Source organism: Actinomadura sp. SCN-SB (assembly GCF_043906805.1).
In the GTDB taxonomy this organism is placed as follows: domain Bacteria; phylum Actinomycetota; class Actinomycetes; order Streptosporangiales; family Streptosporangiaceae; genus Spirillospora.
The window spans coordinates 1-16,718 of sequence record NZ_JBIMPP010000029.1 but is presented as its reverse complement, the minus strand read 5'-3'; the positions used below and the strand labels follow the sequence as shown (position 1 = coordinate 16,718).

The window sequence follows — 16,718 nt, the reverse complement described above, 5'->3', positions numbered from 1 at the left end:
TGCGACGCTACCGGCTGGCGGGCGGTGAGACGGCCGGACGCGCGGTGGGACTTTGGCAAGTGCTGGCGGTCTGATCGCGGGGCTCAGCATCGTGTCGCCTGGGCTGTGCGGGCGTCATCGAGGAGTCCGGACAGGACGATCAGCTGGTTGGACAGCCGGAAGAGTGTGAGGTGGTGGAGGCAGCGGCTGATCAGGTCGGCGTGCCTGGGACTTCCAGCGATCTTGCTGAGGTGGCGGAGGATCTCGCGGGCGTGCTCAGCGTCTTGGGCGATCAGTTCACGCGGGACGACGTGGTCGACCGCTCTGAGGTAGGCGGGCGCGATCGGGGCGCAGCCGGCGAGGACGGCTTCGAAGATCCGCTGGGTGAATTGTCCGCGGGCGGCGAGCCTGTCGGGTGCCAGCAGCATCGTGGCCAGGGCGCGCTGGTGCAGTGGTTCGACCTCGGGGAAGGGGATGCGGTCGGTGAAGTTCACCTGCGGCCACCGGTCCGTGGCCGTCCACTTCCCGGCGACCTGGTGCAACACGGTGGCTGCCACGGGGGCGAAGTAGCGGTCGAAGGGTTCGTCGCGGTCGTACTGGTTGCCCACGTAGACCAGCGGGAGATCGCGGGGGAGGCTGGCGAGCGCCACCGGATCGGCGGCATCCAGCGCGTGATCGTCGACCGGGAACAGAAGCCTCACCGCTCCTGGCCCAGGATGCAAAGCCGCTTCGCAGAGGGTGACGTGTGGGACCTTCCGCAGCCAGTGATCGACGGGAAGTTGAAGGTCCTTGTCCCAGACGATTGTCGGCGTGCGCCGGTCGCGGGTGTAGTGGTACAGGAGCTCGGCTTGACGGTGCAGGTCACAGGTATGACCAGGCTTGTCGCATGGGGTGGTGTTGCGGCCGGGGATCGGCCATCTCCATTCGACGAACAGCAGGTCGATGTTGGGGAGACCGCGGTCGAAGACGTACTGGCCGCCAAGGTCGTCGTCGGCTTCGAGCAGATCGCGGTTGGCTTGGAGAAACACCAGGGTGTGCCCGAGGCCGGCGATGCCGTCGACGAGAGTGCGACGGTGGCTGCGCCCTCCGTCAGGAGTGTCCGTGATCCCGGCGCCGAGAAAGCCCCAGAAGCTGTAACCGACCCTCATGACGATGCTCCGGGCCTGCTTGTGGCCTGTTTGGATCGGGACGAAGCTTCGCGGGATGGATCCTTCGTCACCCACCAACCCTCGAGAAGCAGGCCGTCCAGGCCTGAGGCGGTTAGGCAGTCCAGGGCCGCATCCGGGGTACCGCAGATCGGTTTGCCTTTGATGTTGAGGCTGGTATTGATCAGTACCGGGTGACCGGTGAGCTGAGCGAACGCGGCGAGCACCTGCGCCAGCAGCGGGTTCTGGGCGCTCGTGACGGTCTGCACTCGGGCGGTGCCGTTGACGTGGACCACCGCGGGGATGAGCTGCCGAGCCATGTCGGTGACGCCGGAGGCGATCGACATGAACGGGGATGGCTGGTTCAGGCTGAAGTAGTCGGCGGCGTAGTCGGCCAGCACAACGGGTGCGAATGGCCGGAACGGCTCACGGAATTTCACGGTGCTGTTGAGCCGGTCCACTACGTCTGCCTCGAGTGGGGAGGCCAGAATCGACCGGTTTCCTAGCGCACGTGGCCCTGTCTCCAGCCTCCCCTGGAACAACCCAACGATCTGTCCCTCGGCCAGTCGGCGCGCAAGGAACGCGGCGGGAGCGGCGACCCGTGTCGCGGTGAGATGAGAGCGAGGCCGCGGGGACAACGGCAACTCCGGGTATTCGGGTCCCAGATAGCAAGTGCCGGTCCCTTCGGGTATGTGGCCGGTCAGGGTTTGGTTCAGCGCTAGGGCGGCGCCGGCGGCGGTGCCCGAGTCCCCTGGAGCGGGCGGCACCGCGACCTGATCGAACCCGGCTTCCTGGCAGATCCGACCGACGGCCACGCAGTTCATCCCGACACCGCCGCCCACTGCGAGGCTGGACGCGCCGGTGAGTGCGCGGGCACGTCTGGCAAGGTGCACCATCACCTGCTCGGTGCGCTCCTGCAGCGCGGCCGCCAAGTCCATGTGGATCTGTTCGATCGGCGTCCCAGGAGTACGTGGCGGGCAGGTCGCTGCGGTGAAGGCGTCCGTGACACGGGGCCAACGACCGGAGAGCACCCGCAACGGAAACAACCGCATATCCAGTCCGAATCCGTTGTCGGTGAGCGGGATCGCCTTGGTGCACAGTCCGCGGAACCGGGCTGGGTCGCCCTGGGCGGCCAGCGCCATCACGGTGCCTTCCTCATCGCCACGGCACCAACCCAGATGTCGAGTGACGGCGCCGTAGACGTACCCCAGCGAGGCAGGGTCAGTGACGGTGAGCACGCGTTGATATCGCAACCCGTCCCGGCGTGTACGGCGGACATGGGAGATGGTGGTGGTCGCGGTTTCGCCGAGGCTGTCGACGACGAGCACTGCCGCGTCCCGGACCTGCAAGTCCAGACCGCCGAGGCCTGCCGTCGCTGCGTACAGACCATGCGCGAGATGGTGTTCGATCCCGGTTACCGATGCATTGAGAAACTGAGCTCGGAAGGAGCGGAATCGGTCGCGGCCGTTGCGATACACGCGAGCGAAGGAACGGGCACGCGGCAGTGCCCTTCGCGCCGTGACCGGGCTGGCCAGATGGCGCAGCGCGGCTGGCGCGGCAGCCAGATAGCGCCGAGGGTCGAAGTTGTAGGCCACGTGCGTGACCTCTTCCGGTGTCACCCCGCCTCGGCTGAGCAGCCAGCCGATCGCCTGTTGCGGGTAGGCGCTGGTGTGTTTGATGCCGTTGAGGCGTTCCTCCTCCACGAGGCCGATCAGACGGTCGCCGGTGATGAGAGCGGCGGCTGAGTCGTGGGTTCCGGAGCAGAGGCCAAGCACGACCGGTGACGCGTCCGATGCACCATGCCTGTTGCGCATCATGTCGTCGTTCCCTTCGTTCCGGTGGACGTGGGGGTGCTGGCGGAGTCCGGACGCGTGCTCTGGTCCAGGTGGTCGTACCAAGAGGTCAGTGCCGTCGGGAGCGGCCCTTGCGTACGGCGGGCCAGATCTCGGCCACCTGATTGGTCGCCGGATTTGTAGAGCCGGTAGCTGCACATCACGGCCGCGGTCTCTGCCCAGCCCGGGTGGCCGCAGGGACGTCCTTCCAGTACGGCGTGCAGAACCGTGTCCAGGTCCTGCCATGGCAGCGTCAACGGCGTCATCACGCCGTCGCCGCCGGTGAATGGCGGATGGACGAGCGTGCTGACCTTGGACGCGGCCAAGGCCGAAGCTGCAGGAAGGTGCTCGGCGTAGAGGTGAAGCGAACCAACATGATGGTGGTAGGCGCCGAGCTGCGCGCCGACCCATCCGGCCATGAGCTCGTGCAGGACCGTGGCGGCGTACAGGTCGTAGCAGAAGCCCAGCCACAGGTCCTGGCTGCGCATCATGGTGTGCATGTCCAGTCGGCCACTTCGCAGCGCAAACCAGTAGCCCAGCGTGCAGGGCACGTCTCTGTGCCCCAGATGGTCGCGCGCTGGGTCCCACAGCTGGATCACCGCTCGGCGGGAGGACGGATCGGTCAGCAACTGGCGACGAACCTGATCAAGCTGGTCGATGGTGCCCGCCCAGGTCCGTAGGCGCGGACCGTATGCGCCACGAAGGACGTCGTCATCGGTGAACTCGGTGAGCCGCCGGTTATAGGTGTAGATCCACGCGTCGTCGCTCCCGGACAGGATCCACACCGTCTCTGCCGCTGCGAAGGCCGCGTTGAGCACGCGGGAAGGCGGCATGTGGACCAGTCGCCGCCGCGGCTGGGTGAGGACGAGATGCGCGCCGACGACCTCAAGAGTGCTCAGACCACGTGGCTCACATGGGAGGCCGTGCTGCAGCACGGCCCGAACGCCTTCCACCCAGAGCCGACTGGCTGATTCGCCCTTCACCGTGATCACGATCTGGCCTCCTGCTGGCGTTCAGTTGGCCTGCTCAGCTGACGATTGACAGGGGGAGCAGCCGGTGGCGGTGTGTTGAGGTGCTCCCACTGGCGGAGGAGGCCCTCGCGTAGGCCGATCCGGGGCGTGAATCCCAGCAGTTGACGGGCCCAGGTGAGATCGGCGCAGGTGCCTATCGCGTCTCCCGGGCGTTCTCCTGCGGGTTCAAGGCGGACTGGACGACCGACCAGTTCGCCGACCACGTCGGCCACTTGCCGTAGCGATGCGGTATCCGGCCCCGCCGCGTTGACAACCTGCGCGTGTCCGGCCTCCAGCGGTATCCGGATGGCCCGGATGGTCGCGTCCACAAGATCGGTTACGTATGTCCAGCTGTGCGGGGCGGTGCCGTCCCCGAACAGCGGCATCGGACGTCCGGCCTGCGCCGCGTCGAACATCCGCGGCACCACCATCTCTGGCTTGCAGCCCGGACCGAAGGCGGTGAAAAGGCGCAGAGCCACCGCGCTCATCGAGGAGCCAGGACGACGCGCGTAGGCAAGGGCCAACCGTTCAACGGCTAGCTTGGCCACTCCGTACGGCGACGTTGGCTCCACTGAGGCATCCTCGCGAGCCAGCCCGCCACCGCCAGGGCCGTACACGTGGGAAGAAGACGCCACCAACACCCGTGGCACCCCTGCACGTCCGCAGGCCCAGAGCAGCCGCTGAGCTGACAGCACCGAGCTGGCGTGCTCGGTGAATCCCGCCTTCCAGGAGGAGGCAATGTCGGTCGCCGCCGCCAGGTGCACGACTGCTGATGCACGATCCAGCGCCCGGGTGACCTTCGGATCCTCGACGCTCGCTCTCAGGAATTCGAACCTCGAGTAGTCGCTCAGCTGACGCAACAGGAAGGCGGTGCGGCCAGCATTCTCCAAGGGCTGAGTGTCGACGCCGATCACGGTGGCGCCTTGGTCCAGCAGCGCCGCCGCAAGGTGGGAGCCGATGAATCCACAGAGTCCGGTCACGAGAACCGCGCCCGGGTCGGACGTCGTCTCGGTAACTCCGTGATCAGCACTGACGGCAGGACATGCAATTGACGCCGAGCCCGGTTCCGCAATCGGCCCCGGTGATGCGCTGGCGGTCCTAGGCGCCCCGGACGAGGGCTCATTCATCCTGGCTCTCCCTTGTGCCCAGCCTGACAACTGCGGTCGCGTTGTCCTGCGGTCTGACTTCGTCCTGACGCGAGCTGGTCATGTGCCTCGAGCGGTCGCAGATTGGCGGGAACATCGGCTCCGGTTGACGCCGGGACAGGGTGCGCAACTCCTTGCGGAGTTCCTCGACGGTGTCGGCGTCGGCCGCATCACGGGCGTTCAGGCGACTCAGGGGGAGCGGCCCGCGCAGAGCCCAGTAACGTCCCTTATCGGACACGATGAACCGCCAACCGGGGAACTCGGCTTCGAGGGTCGCCCGGAGGTCTTCGGACAATCTGGGCACCGTGGCCATCTCCGCGAGTTAGGTGGCGGTTCGGTCACGTACAGTCGACTGCCTGAGGGATGCTGGTCTCTAGCCGACACTGTTCGACAGAACCCGACATCTGCCTGCCAGGGCATGTCGCTGGCGCAGCGAAGGTGCACGCTGATGGCCTATGCAACGACATCCGAGGTCCGGGCGCGGATGCGTAACGAGCGCAAGAAGCGTGGCTGGGACATCCCGCGCATGGCGCGAGAGCTGCGAGAAGCGGCCGAGTACCCGCACAAGATGCCGACCATGCAGAGCTTTCAGCGCTACATCGAGCGTTGGGAGCAGGGCGATGTCGTGCGCATCAGCGAGCGGTACCGCATCTTGTACGCGACGGCATTGAGCATGTCCGAGGACGAACTGTTCGGCACTGGTCCGAGCGAACGGCCCGTCCCTGCCCCCAGCGACGGCGACGTCGAAGCCATCCGGGCGATGCTGACGGCACTGATGGCCTCGGACCGGCAATTCGGCGGCGCCCTCGTCCGCACCCAGGCGACCCACTACCTGACCAGCGTGATCGAGCCCCGCCTGCGCGGACACGCCCCAGATCGGCTCCGCCATCGCCTCTTCTCAGTCTCGACCGAGTTCACGATGCGGGTTTCGGCCATGCACTTGGACACCGACTTGCCCGCCGAGGCGTTGGGTCTGCTCGGGCGCGCATCCAGCATGGCCAACGAGAGCGGCGACATCACGTTGACGGCCTGGGTGCTTTCCCGTCGTGGTGAACACGAGCTGCATCTGGCGACGCTGGCTTCTCGCCCCGCTCAACGTAAATCGCATGTCGACCAGGCGTTGGCGTACACCGAGGGCGCTGTTGGTGTCGCCCGCGCCGCCCCTCCTGTGGGCCGCGCGTTCCTGACCACTAAACACGCCCTGGCCTGCTCAATGACCGGTCATCGCGCTAACACGGAGCGAATCCTCAGGACGATCTGGGATTCCTACGAGCGGGCGGGAACGGCCGAAGAACCGGATTGGATGGGTGCCTATGGTTGGGGGCACCTCCGGCACGAAGAGAGCCGATGCTATGTGAACCTCGGAATGGGGCGTGAGGCGGTACGCGCCGCCGAGGAGGCCCTGGAGGTACGTAGCGACTTGCGTCCTCGAGCGTTCACTCTTGGAGTCTTGGCCATGGGCCACACGCTCATGCATGAGGTCGATCAGGCATGTCAGGTCGCCCATGAACTCGTGGCGTCGGCTGGCCATATCTCCTCGCGCCGCATCTGCGTACGGCTGAACGAGGTGCTGCGCGCACTGGACCCATACAGCGAGGAGCGAGCGGTGGCGGAGTTGCGTGAAGCGGCGCGGCCAGTTCTGCAAGCTTGCAGGGGCTGATCTTGGGGACATGGAAGCCATGCCTGGTTCCGACCTTGCCCAGGTAGCGCGGATCGCCTTGGCCAGGCTGGGTGAGCGCTATCGGATCCCAACCCATGACGCTGAGGTGGTAGGGCAACACAGCAACCTTGCCGTCGCGCTCCCTTCGGCTGGCCTCTTGGTGCGAGTGGCGGGAAACCCGGAGGCCTTCGACCGTATCGCCGCCTCGGTCCGGGTGACCCGGTGGCTTGCCGCGCGTGACTTTCCCTGCGTCGCACCTGCCGATGTCGAGCCGTTCACCGTCGACGGCCACGCTGTCACGGTCTGGCGATTGCTGGACATCGTCCCACTTCCACGAGGCAGTGCGGCCGAACTCGGCGGTCTCCTGCGGACGCTGCACGACCAACCGGATCCTCCCTTCCCGGTCCGCGACCTCACAGACCCGCTCGCCGGCGTCGCCGCAGCACTTGACCACCACGGCCACGCGCTGCATGAACACGATCGGGCCTGGCTCAACCAGCGGGTGCGGGAGCTGCGCGAGGCCTGGGGGGACCTGGAACCGGCCCGGCCCGTCGGGTTGATTCACGGCGACGCCCATCCCAACAACCTGCTGCGGCTAAGCACCGGCAATGGGGTGCTGGGGGATTGGGACCATACCGCTCGGGGGCCACGGGAGTGGGACCTGATTCAGCCGCATTACATGCGGCGGCGGTTCCGGCGCCATACCGAGCAAGAGCTGGCCGAGTTCACTCGCGCCTACGGCTGGGACGTGCGGATGTGGCACGGCTTCGATGTGCTGGTGCAACTCAGGGAGATCAGCGGCCTGAGCCCGTACCTTAGGAAGGCTCCGGCGCAGAACTGGGCCAGTAAGGAGGTGGCTCACCGCGTGGCCACCCTCCGCGCTGGAGATGCCGATGCAACGTGGAACTCGCCACCGCGCTGAGGAACGAAGGGCTCGTTGGGGGTTGAGACACCCCTTCAATGCCTCCCGCTCCAGAGGAGGGGGTATCCGCTCGAGTTACGAGCTTCTCTCAGATGTCGGAGCGTGCCGTTGGAGGTTGGTTATGAGTTGGTGGGTCTGTTCGTCGGGTTCGGTGTCGAGTTCGTTGAGTCGAGTGGTGAGTAGTTGGTAGGTGCGGCGTACGGCGTCGGGGCGGTCGAGGCGGGCTTGGAGCTTCATGATCGAGCGGTAGAGCGGTTCTGAGTAGGGGTCGTGTCGTAGGGCGTGTTCGAGGGTGGCCAGGGCTTGATCGGGGTGGTCGTCCTGGGCGAGGTGGGCGAGGTGCGCCAAGGCGTCAATGGCGGTTCGGCGGAGGAATTCGCGGTGGGCCTCGGCCCATTCGTCGGTGAGGTCGGTGGCGAAGTCGCCGGTGTAGAGGCTGGTGAGTGGGGATAGGGCGTGGGTGCGCTCAGGGTCGTTGTCAGCTCGACGTGCCTGTTCCAGGGCCGTGGATAGGCGCCAGAGGTCGACGTCGATGAGGTGGGGGTCGAGGCGGTAGCGGCTTGCGGCGTGGATGATGAACATCGGTTCCCGCAGGCCGGTGGCGTGGCGCAGGACCTTGCGGATGTTGCTGACGGCGGTGTGGAACAGGGTGGTGGCGTTCTCGGGAGAATGGTCCGGCCAGAGCGCGGCGCTGCCTTGGTCGCGGGTGATGCCGTCCGGGTGGAGGGCGAGGTAGGCCAGCAGGCTTTTCGAGCTTCGCCGTAGCCCGGTGTCGATGAGTCCGTCGGCGGTTCGAAGGCGTACGGGGCCGAGCAGGAGTAGTTGGACTAGGGACTGCTGTTCCTGGGCGGTGGGCTGCTGTGGCGGTATGAGGCTGGGGGCTGGTGGTTGGTTGATTGGGGCCTGGGGAGTGGGTTCGGGTTTGCCAGCGGCCGTGCGGAGTGGTTGGAGCATGGCGGCGGCGTCGTCGGCGGTGAGGTGGAACAGGCGTGCTCTGACTAGGTGCTCGGCCTGTGGGCCTTGGGCGTTGGTGACGGTGCCGTCTTCAGTCAGGCAGGCTGTGGTGCCGTGGGGCCAGGAACCGCTGATCAATGCGCCGATGCCGTAGCGGTGTCCAAGTTGGATGACGGCGTGGAGTCTGTGGGAAGCCTCGTCTGGGACGGAGCCGAGGACGACGAGGGTGGGCAGGGGTTCGGCCGGGTCCGCGGTACGCAGGCTGGGGAGGTCGGGGACGTCGGCGGTGTCCAGGAGCCGGGCCCGGCGGATGATCTCGCCCTCCAGGTGAGTGATGGCAGCGTTCAGGGTTGGCCTGAGGGTGAGGCCGGGAAGATCGGCGGCTAGGTCAGCGATGTCGAGGCCGGGGTAGAACCTTTGGGCGTCGTGTTCCGGAATGACCAGCTCGAATCGGTCGTGGCGCGCGTTGGCCAGAAGGTCAGTCGTGATGGCCCGAAGCGCGGCGAGTGCGCCGTCGCCGTCGAAGCCGATGCTCAGGCCGGCTAGCGGGAGAGCGACGGGGTTTCCGCGGAGCGTTCCTAGGGTGATGTGCTCAGGAGTGGGCCGACGCTGGTTGCCGATGACTAGCTCGATGTCGGTGGGGATCGGTTCGCCGTGCTCAGCACGTGAGTCGAGATGGGCTTTGTGCACCTTGGTGACGGTGGCGGGTGGAGTGGGGTCTGCGGTCGTCGGGCCGGGCCATGCTTCGTCGTTGAGCGTCCTTCGACGCCGGTGGTGGAGCCGGGTCATCGCTACGGCGAGGCTGAGTGCCGCTGCTAGGCCGATTCCAACGTGGGCGCCTGAGGGCAGCGTGACAGTCGGGAGGGCGCGGTCGGTCGGCGTCGGATTCTTGGCCTGGGTTGGCTCGGCTCCGGCTGTTGTCGGGCCGGAGGGAGTGGCAGCAGGCGTGCCTGTTGCGGATGCGCTGGCGGACGGGGCGCGGGCATCGTCGCGTGGTGGTGTGGTCTCTGTTTGACGGCGGTGGGGTGTGTCCTCGTGGGTGCTGAGCGGGATGCGTATCCGCTGGCCCGGAAAGAGGCGGCTTGGGCGGGTCAAAGGTGGTACACCCTGTGGTTGGTCGAGGTCGCGGCTGGCTTTGAAGATCCTGGGGTAGAGCCCGCCGGAGCCGTAGTGGCGCCGGGCGATGTCCCACAGGGTGTCTCCCGGCTTGATCGTTCGTGTGCGCGAGTTCGGGCGCTTCGAATCCCCTTCTGGGGGCGTCGTGGTTGGGATGTCGTGTCGTGCGGCTGCCGGGGCGTCGATGTCGCTGAAGGACGGTGATTTCGTCCTGAGCGTCTCGGCTTCGGCTGCCTCTGCGTGCGCAGAGGGTGGTTCGACGGCGTTGGCCAGAGTGGTGCTCGTGGTGAAGATAAGTGCGGTCATGGCGACCAGGTCGCGGGCCAGGTGTTGTGCTGGCCGGACAGGCCTGGGCAGGCTCGGGATGGGGTGTCCCGCAAGGTAGCTGGCGGTTTCGGTTGTGATGAGCACGGCGAACAGCAGCCAGGCTGACCAGCCGATCAACCTGATGGCGCGCAAGAACAGCGTGTGGTCGGTGTCGGGCTGCATCAGTGCGGAGCTGACGTCCGTCCATGTCGGTAGGTAGTCGAGTAGGGGCGAGCCGCCGACCGCGTACAAGGCGATGGGGAAGCCGAGGAGCAGGCATACGAGGACGGTTATGGCGCCGATGCCGCGCCAGACTTCGGCGGTGCGGGTCATGGCTGCTGCGGTCCTTCCGCGCCGGTGACGAGGTCGGCGGTGGCTACGCCGTTGACGGTGAGGGTGGGGATCCCGATCAGAGACAGAAAAAGGGCGGGCTTGGTGATCGTGACCCGGACACGAATGGAACGAGGGCCGATCACGGTCACCGAGCCGGTCTGGCCGCTGGCCCGCAGGTGGCTTTGCGCAGCACGCACTGAACGGGCATGGTCGACGACGAAACGGCCTTCTGCATAGGCGTGGTCGAGGTCGACCTGTCCGGCGCCGGCGCGTGCGGCCTCTTGTGCGATGGCGTAGGCGTCGTGCCGGGCCTGGAGTTTCTGTCCGAAGTCGACGATGGCACCGAAGAAGATCACGACGACCAGGGTGATGACCACGGCGAAGACGTTAAGGCTCCCCTGGTCCCGTCGTCCTGAATGCCTTCGAGGGCGCGGCGGGAAGGCTGGACGGCGCGGCGGGAAGGGTGGACGGCGCAGCATGGCGGTCAGTGCACCTCTCGGAACGGGTCTATCGGTGAAAGCCGTTGCTTAGTGACAGTGCGAGATCCTGGGAGGCCCGGAAGCCCGAGGTCGGTCAATTGGATCTGGCAGGTGACCTGTGCGGTCACATTGGCGTTCTGACCGGCTGGGCGGTGCAAGCCCGACAGGCCGAGCTGGACGTGCGGTGTGCAGTGGAGTCCGCGGTTGCGCAGCGTGGCCATGGCGCTGGCGGTCGCCTCGGATTGGGCCTGTGTGGTGGTACGGGCGATGGATGCTTGGCGGGCAGCGTCGGCGGCGGCCTGACTGACCACCGCACTGCCGTGCTGGATACGCATCGCGATAAGCAACGCGGCCAGGAAGAGGACGAACAACGGCGCGAGGATGGCCGCCTCGACTACTGCGTTCCCGGCATCGGGCCGCTGGTGGCGTCCCCTGTTCGGAAGCATCTGCATGGTCATGGCTGGCGGCGGGTGGTGAAGCGTTCACGTGCACCGCGAACTGTGCGTTCCACGCGAAAACGCATGCCAGGGACAACGGAAGGCGCTGAGCCGTGCACGCTGACGATGACGGTGTAGGTCCCGGTCACGGTCACTGACGGGGTCTGCAGGACCGGTTCCTGTGCTGCGAATCCGGCGGCGGCATCGCGTCCTGCGCTGTGGGTGCCGTGGCGGGCGCGGGCAACACGTAGCCCTTCTTCTGCCGCGCCCAGCGCGATGTCTTGCGCGACGGACACCAGCACGGCCTGGACCAGGGCTAGGAACAGCAAGCCGATGGCCGGGAATACGATGGCGATCGAGACAGCGGCCGAACCCTCGTCTCGTCCACGCCGTCGCGTCGATGCCAGCCGCCGCGTCGGAAGGTCTCTCACCGGTCATCCGGGGATCTTGCTGATCCAGCCCTGGACCTTGCCGGAGACAGCGAGATAGATGGTGAACGCCAGACCGGCGAAGCCCGCGACCAAGATGATCGTCTCCACGACGCTGGAGCCCCGATCGCGTCCATCCGGGACGGCGTCTCGCAGCTGGTGAAGGCGCTGGGCGACGTGGACGGCGATGAGGGCCGCCGTGGCGTTGATGTGCTTCATGACCTTCCCTTTCGTTCGGTGGTTCAGCCGGATCCCATGAGCTTGGAGAAGAACGGGAAGCCGACGAGGATGACGAAGCCGAGCATGAGCAGGGAGGTAGGGACCCACATCGTGGTGGTGCGGGTGTTGGCTTCGGAACGGGCGGCAGCCGAGGCCTCGCGCCGCATCGAGGAGATCTTGGCGACCAGGACGTCGTGCATCTTGGCGCCCTCGCTTCCGGCGATCTCAGCGGTGTGGGCCAGGTCGATCAGGTCGCGGACGCCGATGTCCTCGCCCAGCCGGGCCAGCGCACCCCACGGTTGCTGCTGTGCGTGGCGTGCTCGGGTGAGCGCCTGGTGGATGCGCTGGAAAGCCCAGCCGTCGGTGGTCTTGGCCGGTTCCTCCAGGGCGGCGTTGAGCGCGGAGCCCGCTTCGCGTTCTAGGACGACGAGTTGGAGGTAGGCGGTGAAGGCGTAGCGAAAGTCCTTGCGATGCTCGCGGGCCTGCGAGCGGACGCTCCAGTCCGGGGTAAAGGCCAGGACGACGGCCAGGGCCAGACTGACGATCACGGGCACCGGCCACGATGGCGCACCGCCGATCAGACTCACCAGGGCGAACAACGCCGATGGCGTGACCAGTCCGGTGATGAACAGGATCAGCTTGGCCACCATGAACCGTTCCGCCGGCCTGCCGAGCAGGGCCAGGTCGGCGCGGGGGAGCGTCAGCACTCCGGCGGGGCGGGAGAGGTGGTCGACCAGCCATCGTCCGACCCGTTCGCTGCCGGAGATCGTCGCCGTCGATGGCGGGACGCCCAGAGGGGTGGCTTGGATTCGAGACAGGGCTGCGTCAAGGCGCGGTGGCGCGGTCCGGAACTCGCGGACCACGACGATGATCCCGAGCGCGGCCAGCAAGCCGGCAACCGCGGCGAGAGCGGTCACGACGCTGCCCCCTCACTGGTCTGTGAGGGGTTGAGGGCGTGCAGAAACCGACTGCCAGTTGACAGGACCGAGAGCCGCCGCATCCACACGAGTCCAAGGGCGTAGATGGCGACGACCACAGCAAGCACGGTCTGTCCGAGTGGGGTTCCGTAGGGTTCGGCCAGGGTTTGGGATGTGGCGAACAAGGTGCTGAGGGCGCCGACCGAGATCACGATCACCAGCAGGGTGGTGCGCAGACTGGCGCGTTCGGCTTCCACGTCACGGCGGACCAGGACTTCGTGGTCGACGGCGTCGGCCAGCAGGGCGAGTGCTCGGCGGGTGCCGGGGCCGCGGCGTTTGGCGGCCATGATCAGAGCGCAGGCGATCAGGTCACCGACCGGATCGTCCAGCTCGTCGGCGAAGGCTCGCAGAGCCGGCTCGGTGGCGGCGTGGTTATTGAGCCGGTCGGCCAGCATGCCGACCGGCACGCGGATAGGGGAAGGGGCTATGCGGGCGCTGTCCGTCAAGGCCTGTTCCAGGCCGCGGCTGGCGCCCATCATCTCCGCCAGCCGACGCGCCCATTGCGCCATTGCTTCCAGCTTGGCGATCTGCCGCGACGGCGCCCGTCCCGACAGCATCGGAGGCAGCGCGTAGACGGCCGCGCCAACGGCGAGGGCGGCGACTGGCCAGCGCAGCACCAGGAGGACCATCAACCCGGTCGCTACGGCCGCTAGAAGCCGGTTGCGTCGAGCAGGCCACGCAGCCAATCGCAACATCGACTGCAACCGTGATGGGGGACGTCCTTCCCGGGAACGTGCCGGTACGCCAGCCGCCCCCGCGATGATGCAGAGGGCAGCGGCGGCGACGCACATACCTGCGGAGGCGGCCAGCAACGTCATCATGACCACCCCCGGCCCGCCGAGGAGGCGCCGCCGCGCTCAAATGTGGCGGGATCGAACCCGTGCGCTGTCAGCTCCTCCAAGAGGTTGGCGCTGACGTGTCCGCCTGCAGGCGTCGCCGCACCGTCCGGGCCGGGGACGAAGATGTGGTTGCGGGTCGGCTCGGGAGAATCGGCGGGCGGCCCCACCTCCATCACTTCGGTTACCCGGCGTGCGTTGCGTGACGGGTCCCGTTCGATGTGGACGATGAGGGGTTCGGCCATTCCGAACATCAGGTGCAGGTCTTCGGGGCTGAGGCCGAGGTCGGCGCGGCGACCGAGCTGGACGACCCGGTTGAACACGTGCTCGGGCCGATGCACGTGGAGCGTGCACATCGACCCGCGCGCCCCGCTGTACATCACCTCCAACATCGGAGCGAGCTCGCCGTGGCGGGCCTCACCCACGATCACCCGGTCCGGGTTGAGGCGCAGGCATGCGGGCACGAGGTCTTGGAGCCGGACTAGTCCGGCACCTTCGGCGTTGGCCTGGCGTGCTTCGAGCGCGACCACGTCATGGTGACGGTGCGCCAACCTCGGGTCGTCCAGGAACAGCTCGAAGTCGCTTTCCAGGGTGACGATTCGCTGCTCGGCGGGAATCTCGTTGGCCAGCGCACGCACCAGGGTCGTCTTACCGGAGTTGACCTCCCCGCACACGATGATGTTCCGCCGTGCCAGGATCGCCGCCCGCAAGAGCTCTTCCAGCGGCCTGGTCAGGGTGCCCAGCTCGGTCAGCCACTCGAGGGTGACGTCGACGAGGCGGTGGACGCGGATCGCCAGGTGTGGGTGCCGCGACACCCAGTGCACCACCGCCAAGCGCACCCCGTCGGACAACGCCACATCCAGCAGCGGACTGGCGTGGGAGAATTCGCGGCCGGTGTTGCCCCGGCGTGCCAGCAGCTGGATCCACTCGACCAGCCGTTCGTCGTCCTCGGCGACCGGCGGACCAGGCTTCTTTGACCCGTCGGTGTAGGTGATCCAAGTCTGGTTGCAGCCGTTGACCACGATGTTCTCGACATCGGAACGTTCCAGGAACGGCTGCAGCGGCCCAAGACCGAAACGGTGATCGAACACCGCCTTTGCCATTCGCCGCTGCACCTGCGCGGACGGGACCATCTGTCCCGAGGCTATCTGGTCGTGGGCCCACCGGCGGACCTGCGCTTCGATCAGCTCTCGCGCCCGGCCCCGGTCCACATCGTCATCGAGCACGTCGACCAGGCTGTGAGCGATCTCCCGAATCGCGGCCCAGTCAGGAGCGGGGCCATCGGATGCCGGGCCCTCTATCGGCGGGACGTCGCCTGCCCAGAGCCGTCCGGTTCCGAGTTCGGGTGCCGCGCCATGGCCGGTGTTCGCGGTGGCCGGCGGTGGAACCCATCCCGAGGCGGTCACGGGGCGGCCTCCGGTACCGCCAAACCCTTGCGCGTCTGCTCGACCTGATCGGCGACCTCGCTGGCGGCCTCACGCATGCGTTTCCCCAGCCTGTCCAACCTGCGCATCAGCAGCGAGGTTCTGAACGTCAACCGCGGCGCCGCGCCATCCGATAGCACCCGAGCATCCGCGGCCGAGAATGGCAACTCGGCGAATACAGGAATCTCCAGCACGCGCTTCACCTCAGCCGCGGTGTAAGCGCCGTCATCGACCAGGCACAGCCCGATCTGCGGGCCCTCGCCTAGCACTCTCCGTAGCACCTCCAGGCGCGGACGAGCGGCGTCCACCTGCCCCAACGTCGGGCGCAGCACTATCACCACGACATCAGCGGCCTCCAGCACCGGCACCGGTGTCTCGGCGCCCCCCACCCGGCCCAGGTCGGCGATCACATCCCCGCCGCCGGATAGGAACGCTTTCACCAGCGCCCGCCACACCGGCGCCACCTGGCGGACATGCCGAGGATCACGAACCCCACACAACAACCGCTGTTCACCGGACTCGGTCAGCGGCAGCGTGTAGTCCGCAAGCGTTCCTGCGGCGTGCGGATCATTCTGGAGCGCCATCGCCAACCCCAGCAGGCCCGGACCGGCCGGTTGCCGCAACCGCTCGGCCAGGAACCCCGACAACACCCGCCGGCCCGCCGGGTCGCACTCGGCCAGCAGCACCTGCCCCGGCCAGCCCAGCGACACCCCTACGGCTGTGGTCGTCACCCCAGGCGCCCCACCAGGCGAGATCAGGCAGTACAGCGCCATCATGAGCCCCTTCTGGCGGTCACGACCAACGCCACGGCCCCTGCCCCCGCCTGCCGGGCCACACCGACGCTTTCGCTATCGGCCACCAGCAGCGACACGGTCACCGATCCGTCCGTGTTCGGCTCGCTCACCCGATCGACTACCGCAGCCACATCTGGCGGAGCCGCCGCTTCCTGCGGTGCTTCACCGGTGCTGCCAAAAGCGTTGTCCCGAGCGAGCGAGGTGCTCGCGCTGTTGGGTGCCGAGATCACCCGCACCTGCCAACCCGGCGCCAGGCCCGGCGGAACCTCAGTGATCTTCAACGGCACCGTCACCAAGGCCTGCCCCGGACCAGGGCTGACCTGCCTAGTGACCTGCGACGCCACCAGCAACGAACCCTTCACCAGTCCGACCGCGGCGCGCTGCCCCACCACTTCGTCCAGTTGGTGTCCCGGGACCGTCTGCACCGTCGCGTCCAAAGCGACCTGCCCCGTAGCCAGATCAGCGCGCGAGATCTGCTGGCCCACCGGTACATCCCGAGCCAGCACCACCACCGAGACGCGCTCACCAGCGTTGTTGAACAGATACACGTTCACCAGCACCGCGAGCACCATCAACATCACGCCCGCCACGACCCATGCCGGACGCCGCTGCCGAGCAAGCCGCCCCACACCTGGCTCCAGACCTATGCCGCGGCGCACCTCGCCGCTGAGTCTCGGCCTTTTCTTGAGCAGCGTTCTTTCCGTTTTCATCTCGGCCCCCCG

The 16,718-nt window shown here is 67.3% G+C and carries 17 protein-coding genes; 2 read left to right on the top strand and 15 right to left on the bottom strand.

Annotation, left to right across the window (positions count from 1 at the left end; all coding sequences use genetic code 11):
- Positions 1 to 83: 83 nt before the first annotated feature.
- The 5 genes from ACGWYJ_RS19795 to ACGWYJ_RS19775 are packed head-to-tail and all read right to left on the bottom strand — an operon-like array spanning position 84 to position 5,424.
- On the bottom strand, positions 84 to 1,127 hold the full coding sequence (locus ACGWYJ_RS19795) for a hypothetical protein (protein ID WP_395107573.1): 1,044 nt from the start codon (positions 1,125 to 1,127) through the stop codon (positions 84 to 86).
- On the bottom strand, positions 1,124 to 2,941 hold the full coding sequence (locus tag ACGWYJ_RS19790; RefSeq protein ID WP_395107572.1) for a carbamoyltransferase: 1,818 nt from the start codon (positions 2,939 to 2,941) through the stop codon (positions 1,124 to 1,126). The genes ACGWYJ_RS19795 and ACGWYJ_RS19790 overlap by 4 nt, the downstream gene beginning before the upstream one ends.
- A complete protein-coding gene (locus ACGWYJ_RS19785; RefSeq protein WP_395107571.1) occupies positions 2,938 to 3,948 on the bottom strand; it encodes a thymidylate synthase in 1,011 nt (336 codons plus the stop codon). The genes ACGWYJ_RS19790 and ACGWYJ_RS19785 overlap by 4 nt, the downstream gene beginning before the upstream one ends.
- The gene (locus tag ACGWYJ_RS19780; protein WP_395107569.1) at positions 3,945 to 5,093 is read right to left on the bottom strand and encodes an NAD-dependent epimerase/dehydratase family protein; all 1,149 of its coding nucleotides are present in this window, start codon (positions 5,091 to 5,093) and stop codon (positions 3,945 to 3,947) included. The genes ACGWYJ_RS19785 and ACGWYJ_RS19780 overlap by 4 nt, the downstream gene beginning before the upstream one ends.
- The gene (locus tag ACGWYJ_RS19775) at positions 5,086 to 5,424 is read right to left on the bottom strand and encodes a hypothetical protein (RefSeq protein WP_395107568.1); all 339 of its coding nucleotides are present in this window, start codon (positions 5,422 to 5,424) and stop codon (positions 5,086 to 5,088) included. The genes ACGWYJ_RS19780 and ACGWYJ_RS19775 overlap by 8 nt, the downstream gene beginning before the upstream one ends.
- A gap of 135 nt (positions 5,425 to 5,559) precedes the next feature.
- Between ACGWYJ_RS19775 and ACGWYJ_RS19770 the strand changes: the two genes are divergently transcribed.
- Positions 5,560 to 6,771 carry a hypothetical protein gene (locus ACGWYJ_RS19770; RefSeq protein WP_395107567.1) on the top strand — a complete coding sequence of 404 codons (1,212 nt, stop codon included), beginning with the start codon at positions 5,560 to 5,562 and terminating at the stop codon, positions 6,769 to 6,771.
- Positions 6,772 to 6,781: 10 nt separating this feature from the next.
- Positions 6,782 to 7,693, top strand: coding sequence for a phosphotransferase (locus ACGWYJ_RS19765; protein ID WP_395107566.1), 912 nt, complete (start codon positions 6,782 to 6,784; stop codon positions 7,691 to 7,693).
- A gap of 75 nt (positions 7,694 to 7,768) precedes the next feature.
- Here the strand turns inward: ACGWYJ_RS19765 and ACGWYJ_RS19760 are convergent, their stop codons facing one another.
- From ACGWYJ_RS19760 to ACGWYJ_RS19715, 10 genes are all read right to left on the bottom strand, one after another.
- A complete protein-coding gene (locus tag ACGWYJ_RS19760) occupies positions 7,769 to 10,402 on the bottom strand; it encodes a BTAD domain-containing putative transcriptional regulator (RefSeq protein ID WP_395107565.1) in 2,634 nt (877 codons plus the stop codon).
- On the bottom strand, positions 10,399 to 10,881 hold the full coding sequence (locus ACGWYJ_RS19755) for a TadE/TadG family type IV pilus assembly protein (RefSeq protein WP_395107564.1): 483 nt from the start codon (positions 10,879 to 10,881) through the stop codon (positions 10,399 to 10,401). The genes ACGWYJ_RS19760 and ACGWYJ_RS19755 overlap by 4 nt, the downstream gene beginning before the upstream one ends.
- 5 nt (positions 10,882 to 10,886) lie before the next feature.
- Positions 10,887 to 11,339 carry a TadE/TadG family type IV pilus assembly protein gene (locus ACGWYJ_RS19750; RefSeq protein ID WP_395107562.1) on the bottom strand — a complete coding sequence of 151 codons (453 nt, stop codon included), beginning with the start codon at positions 11,337 to 11,339 and terminating at the stop codon, positions 10,887 to 10,889.
- A complete protein-coding gene (locus tag ACGWYJ_RS19745) occupies positions 11,336 to 11,749 on the bottom strand; it encodes a TadE family protein (protein ID WP_395107560.1) in 414 nt (137 codons plus the stop codon). Before ACGWYJ_RS19745 ends, ACGWYJ_RS19750 begins: the two co-directional genes overlap by 4 nt.
- Before the next feature lie 3 nt (positions 11,750 to 11,752).
- On the bottom strand, positions 11,753 to 11,965 hold the full coding sequence (locus ACGWYJ_RS19740) for a hypothetical protein (protein WP_395107558.1): 213 nt from the start codon (positions 11,963 to 11,965) through the stop codon (positions 11,753 to 11,755).
- A 23-nt stretch (positions 11,966 to 11,988) separates the two neighbouring features.
- A complete protein-coding gene (locus ACGWYJ_RS19735) occupies positions 11,989 to 12,882 on the bottom strand; it encodes a hypothetical protein (RefSeq protein WP_395107557.1) in 894 nt (297 codons plus the stop codon).
- Positions 12,879 to 13,571 carry a type II secretion system F family protein gene (locus tag ACGWYJ_RS19730; protein ID WP_395107556.1) on the bottom strand — a complete coding sequence of 231 codons (693 nt, stop codon included), beginning with the start codon at positions 13,569 to 13,571 and terminating at the stop codon, positions 12,879 to 12,881. The genes ACGWYJ_RS19735 and ACGWYJ_RS19730 overlap by 4 nt, the downstream gene beginning before the upstream one ends.
- A 188-nt stretch (positions 13,572 to 13,759) precedes the next feature.
- Positions 13,760 to 15,184 (bottom strand): CpaF family protein, encoded by a 1,425-nt coding sequence (locus ACGWYJ_RS19725; RefSeq protein WP_395107555.1) that lies wholly within the window; start codon positions 15,182 to 15,184, stop codon positions 13,760 to 13,762.
- Positions 15,181 to 15,978, bottom strand: coding sequence for a hypothetical protein (locus tag ACGWYJ_RS19720; RefSeq protein ID WP_395107554.1), 798 nt, complete (start codon positions 15,976 to 15,978; stop codon positions 15,181 to 15,183). The genes ACGWYJ_RS19725 and ACGWYJ_RS19720 overlap by 4 nt, the downstream gene beginning before the upstream one ends.
- On the bottom strand, positions 15,975 to 16,718 hold a 744-nt coding region (locus ACGWYJ_RS19715; protein ID WP_395107553.1), incomplete at its 5' end, for an SAF domain-containing protein. The genes ACGWYJ_RS19715 and ACGWYJ_RS19720, both read right to left, overlap by 4 nt.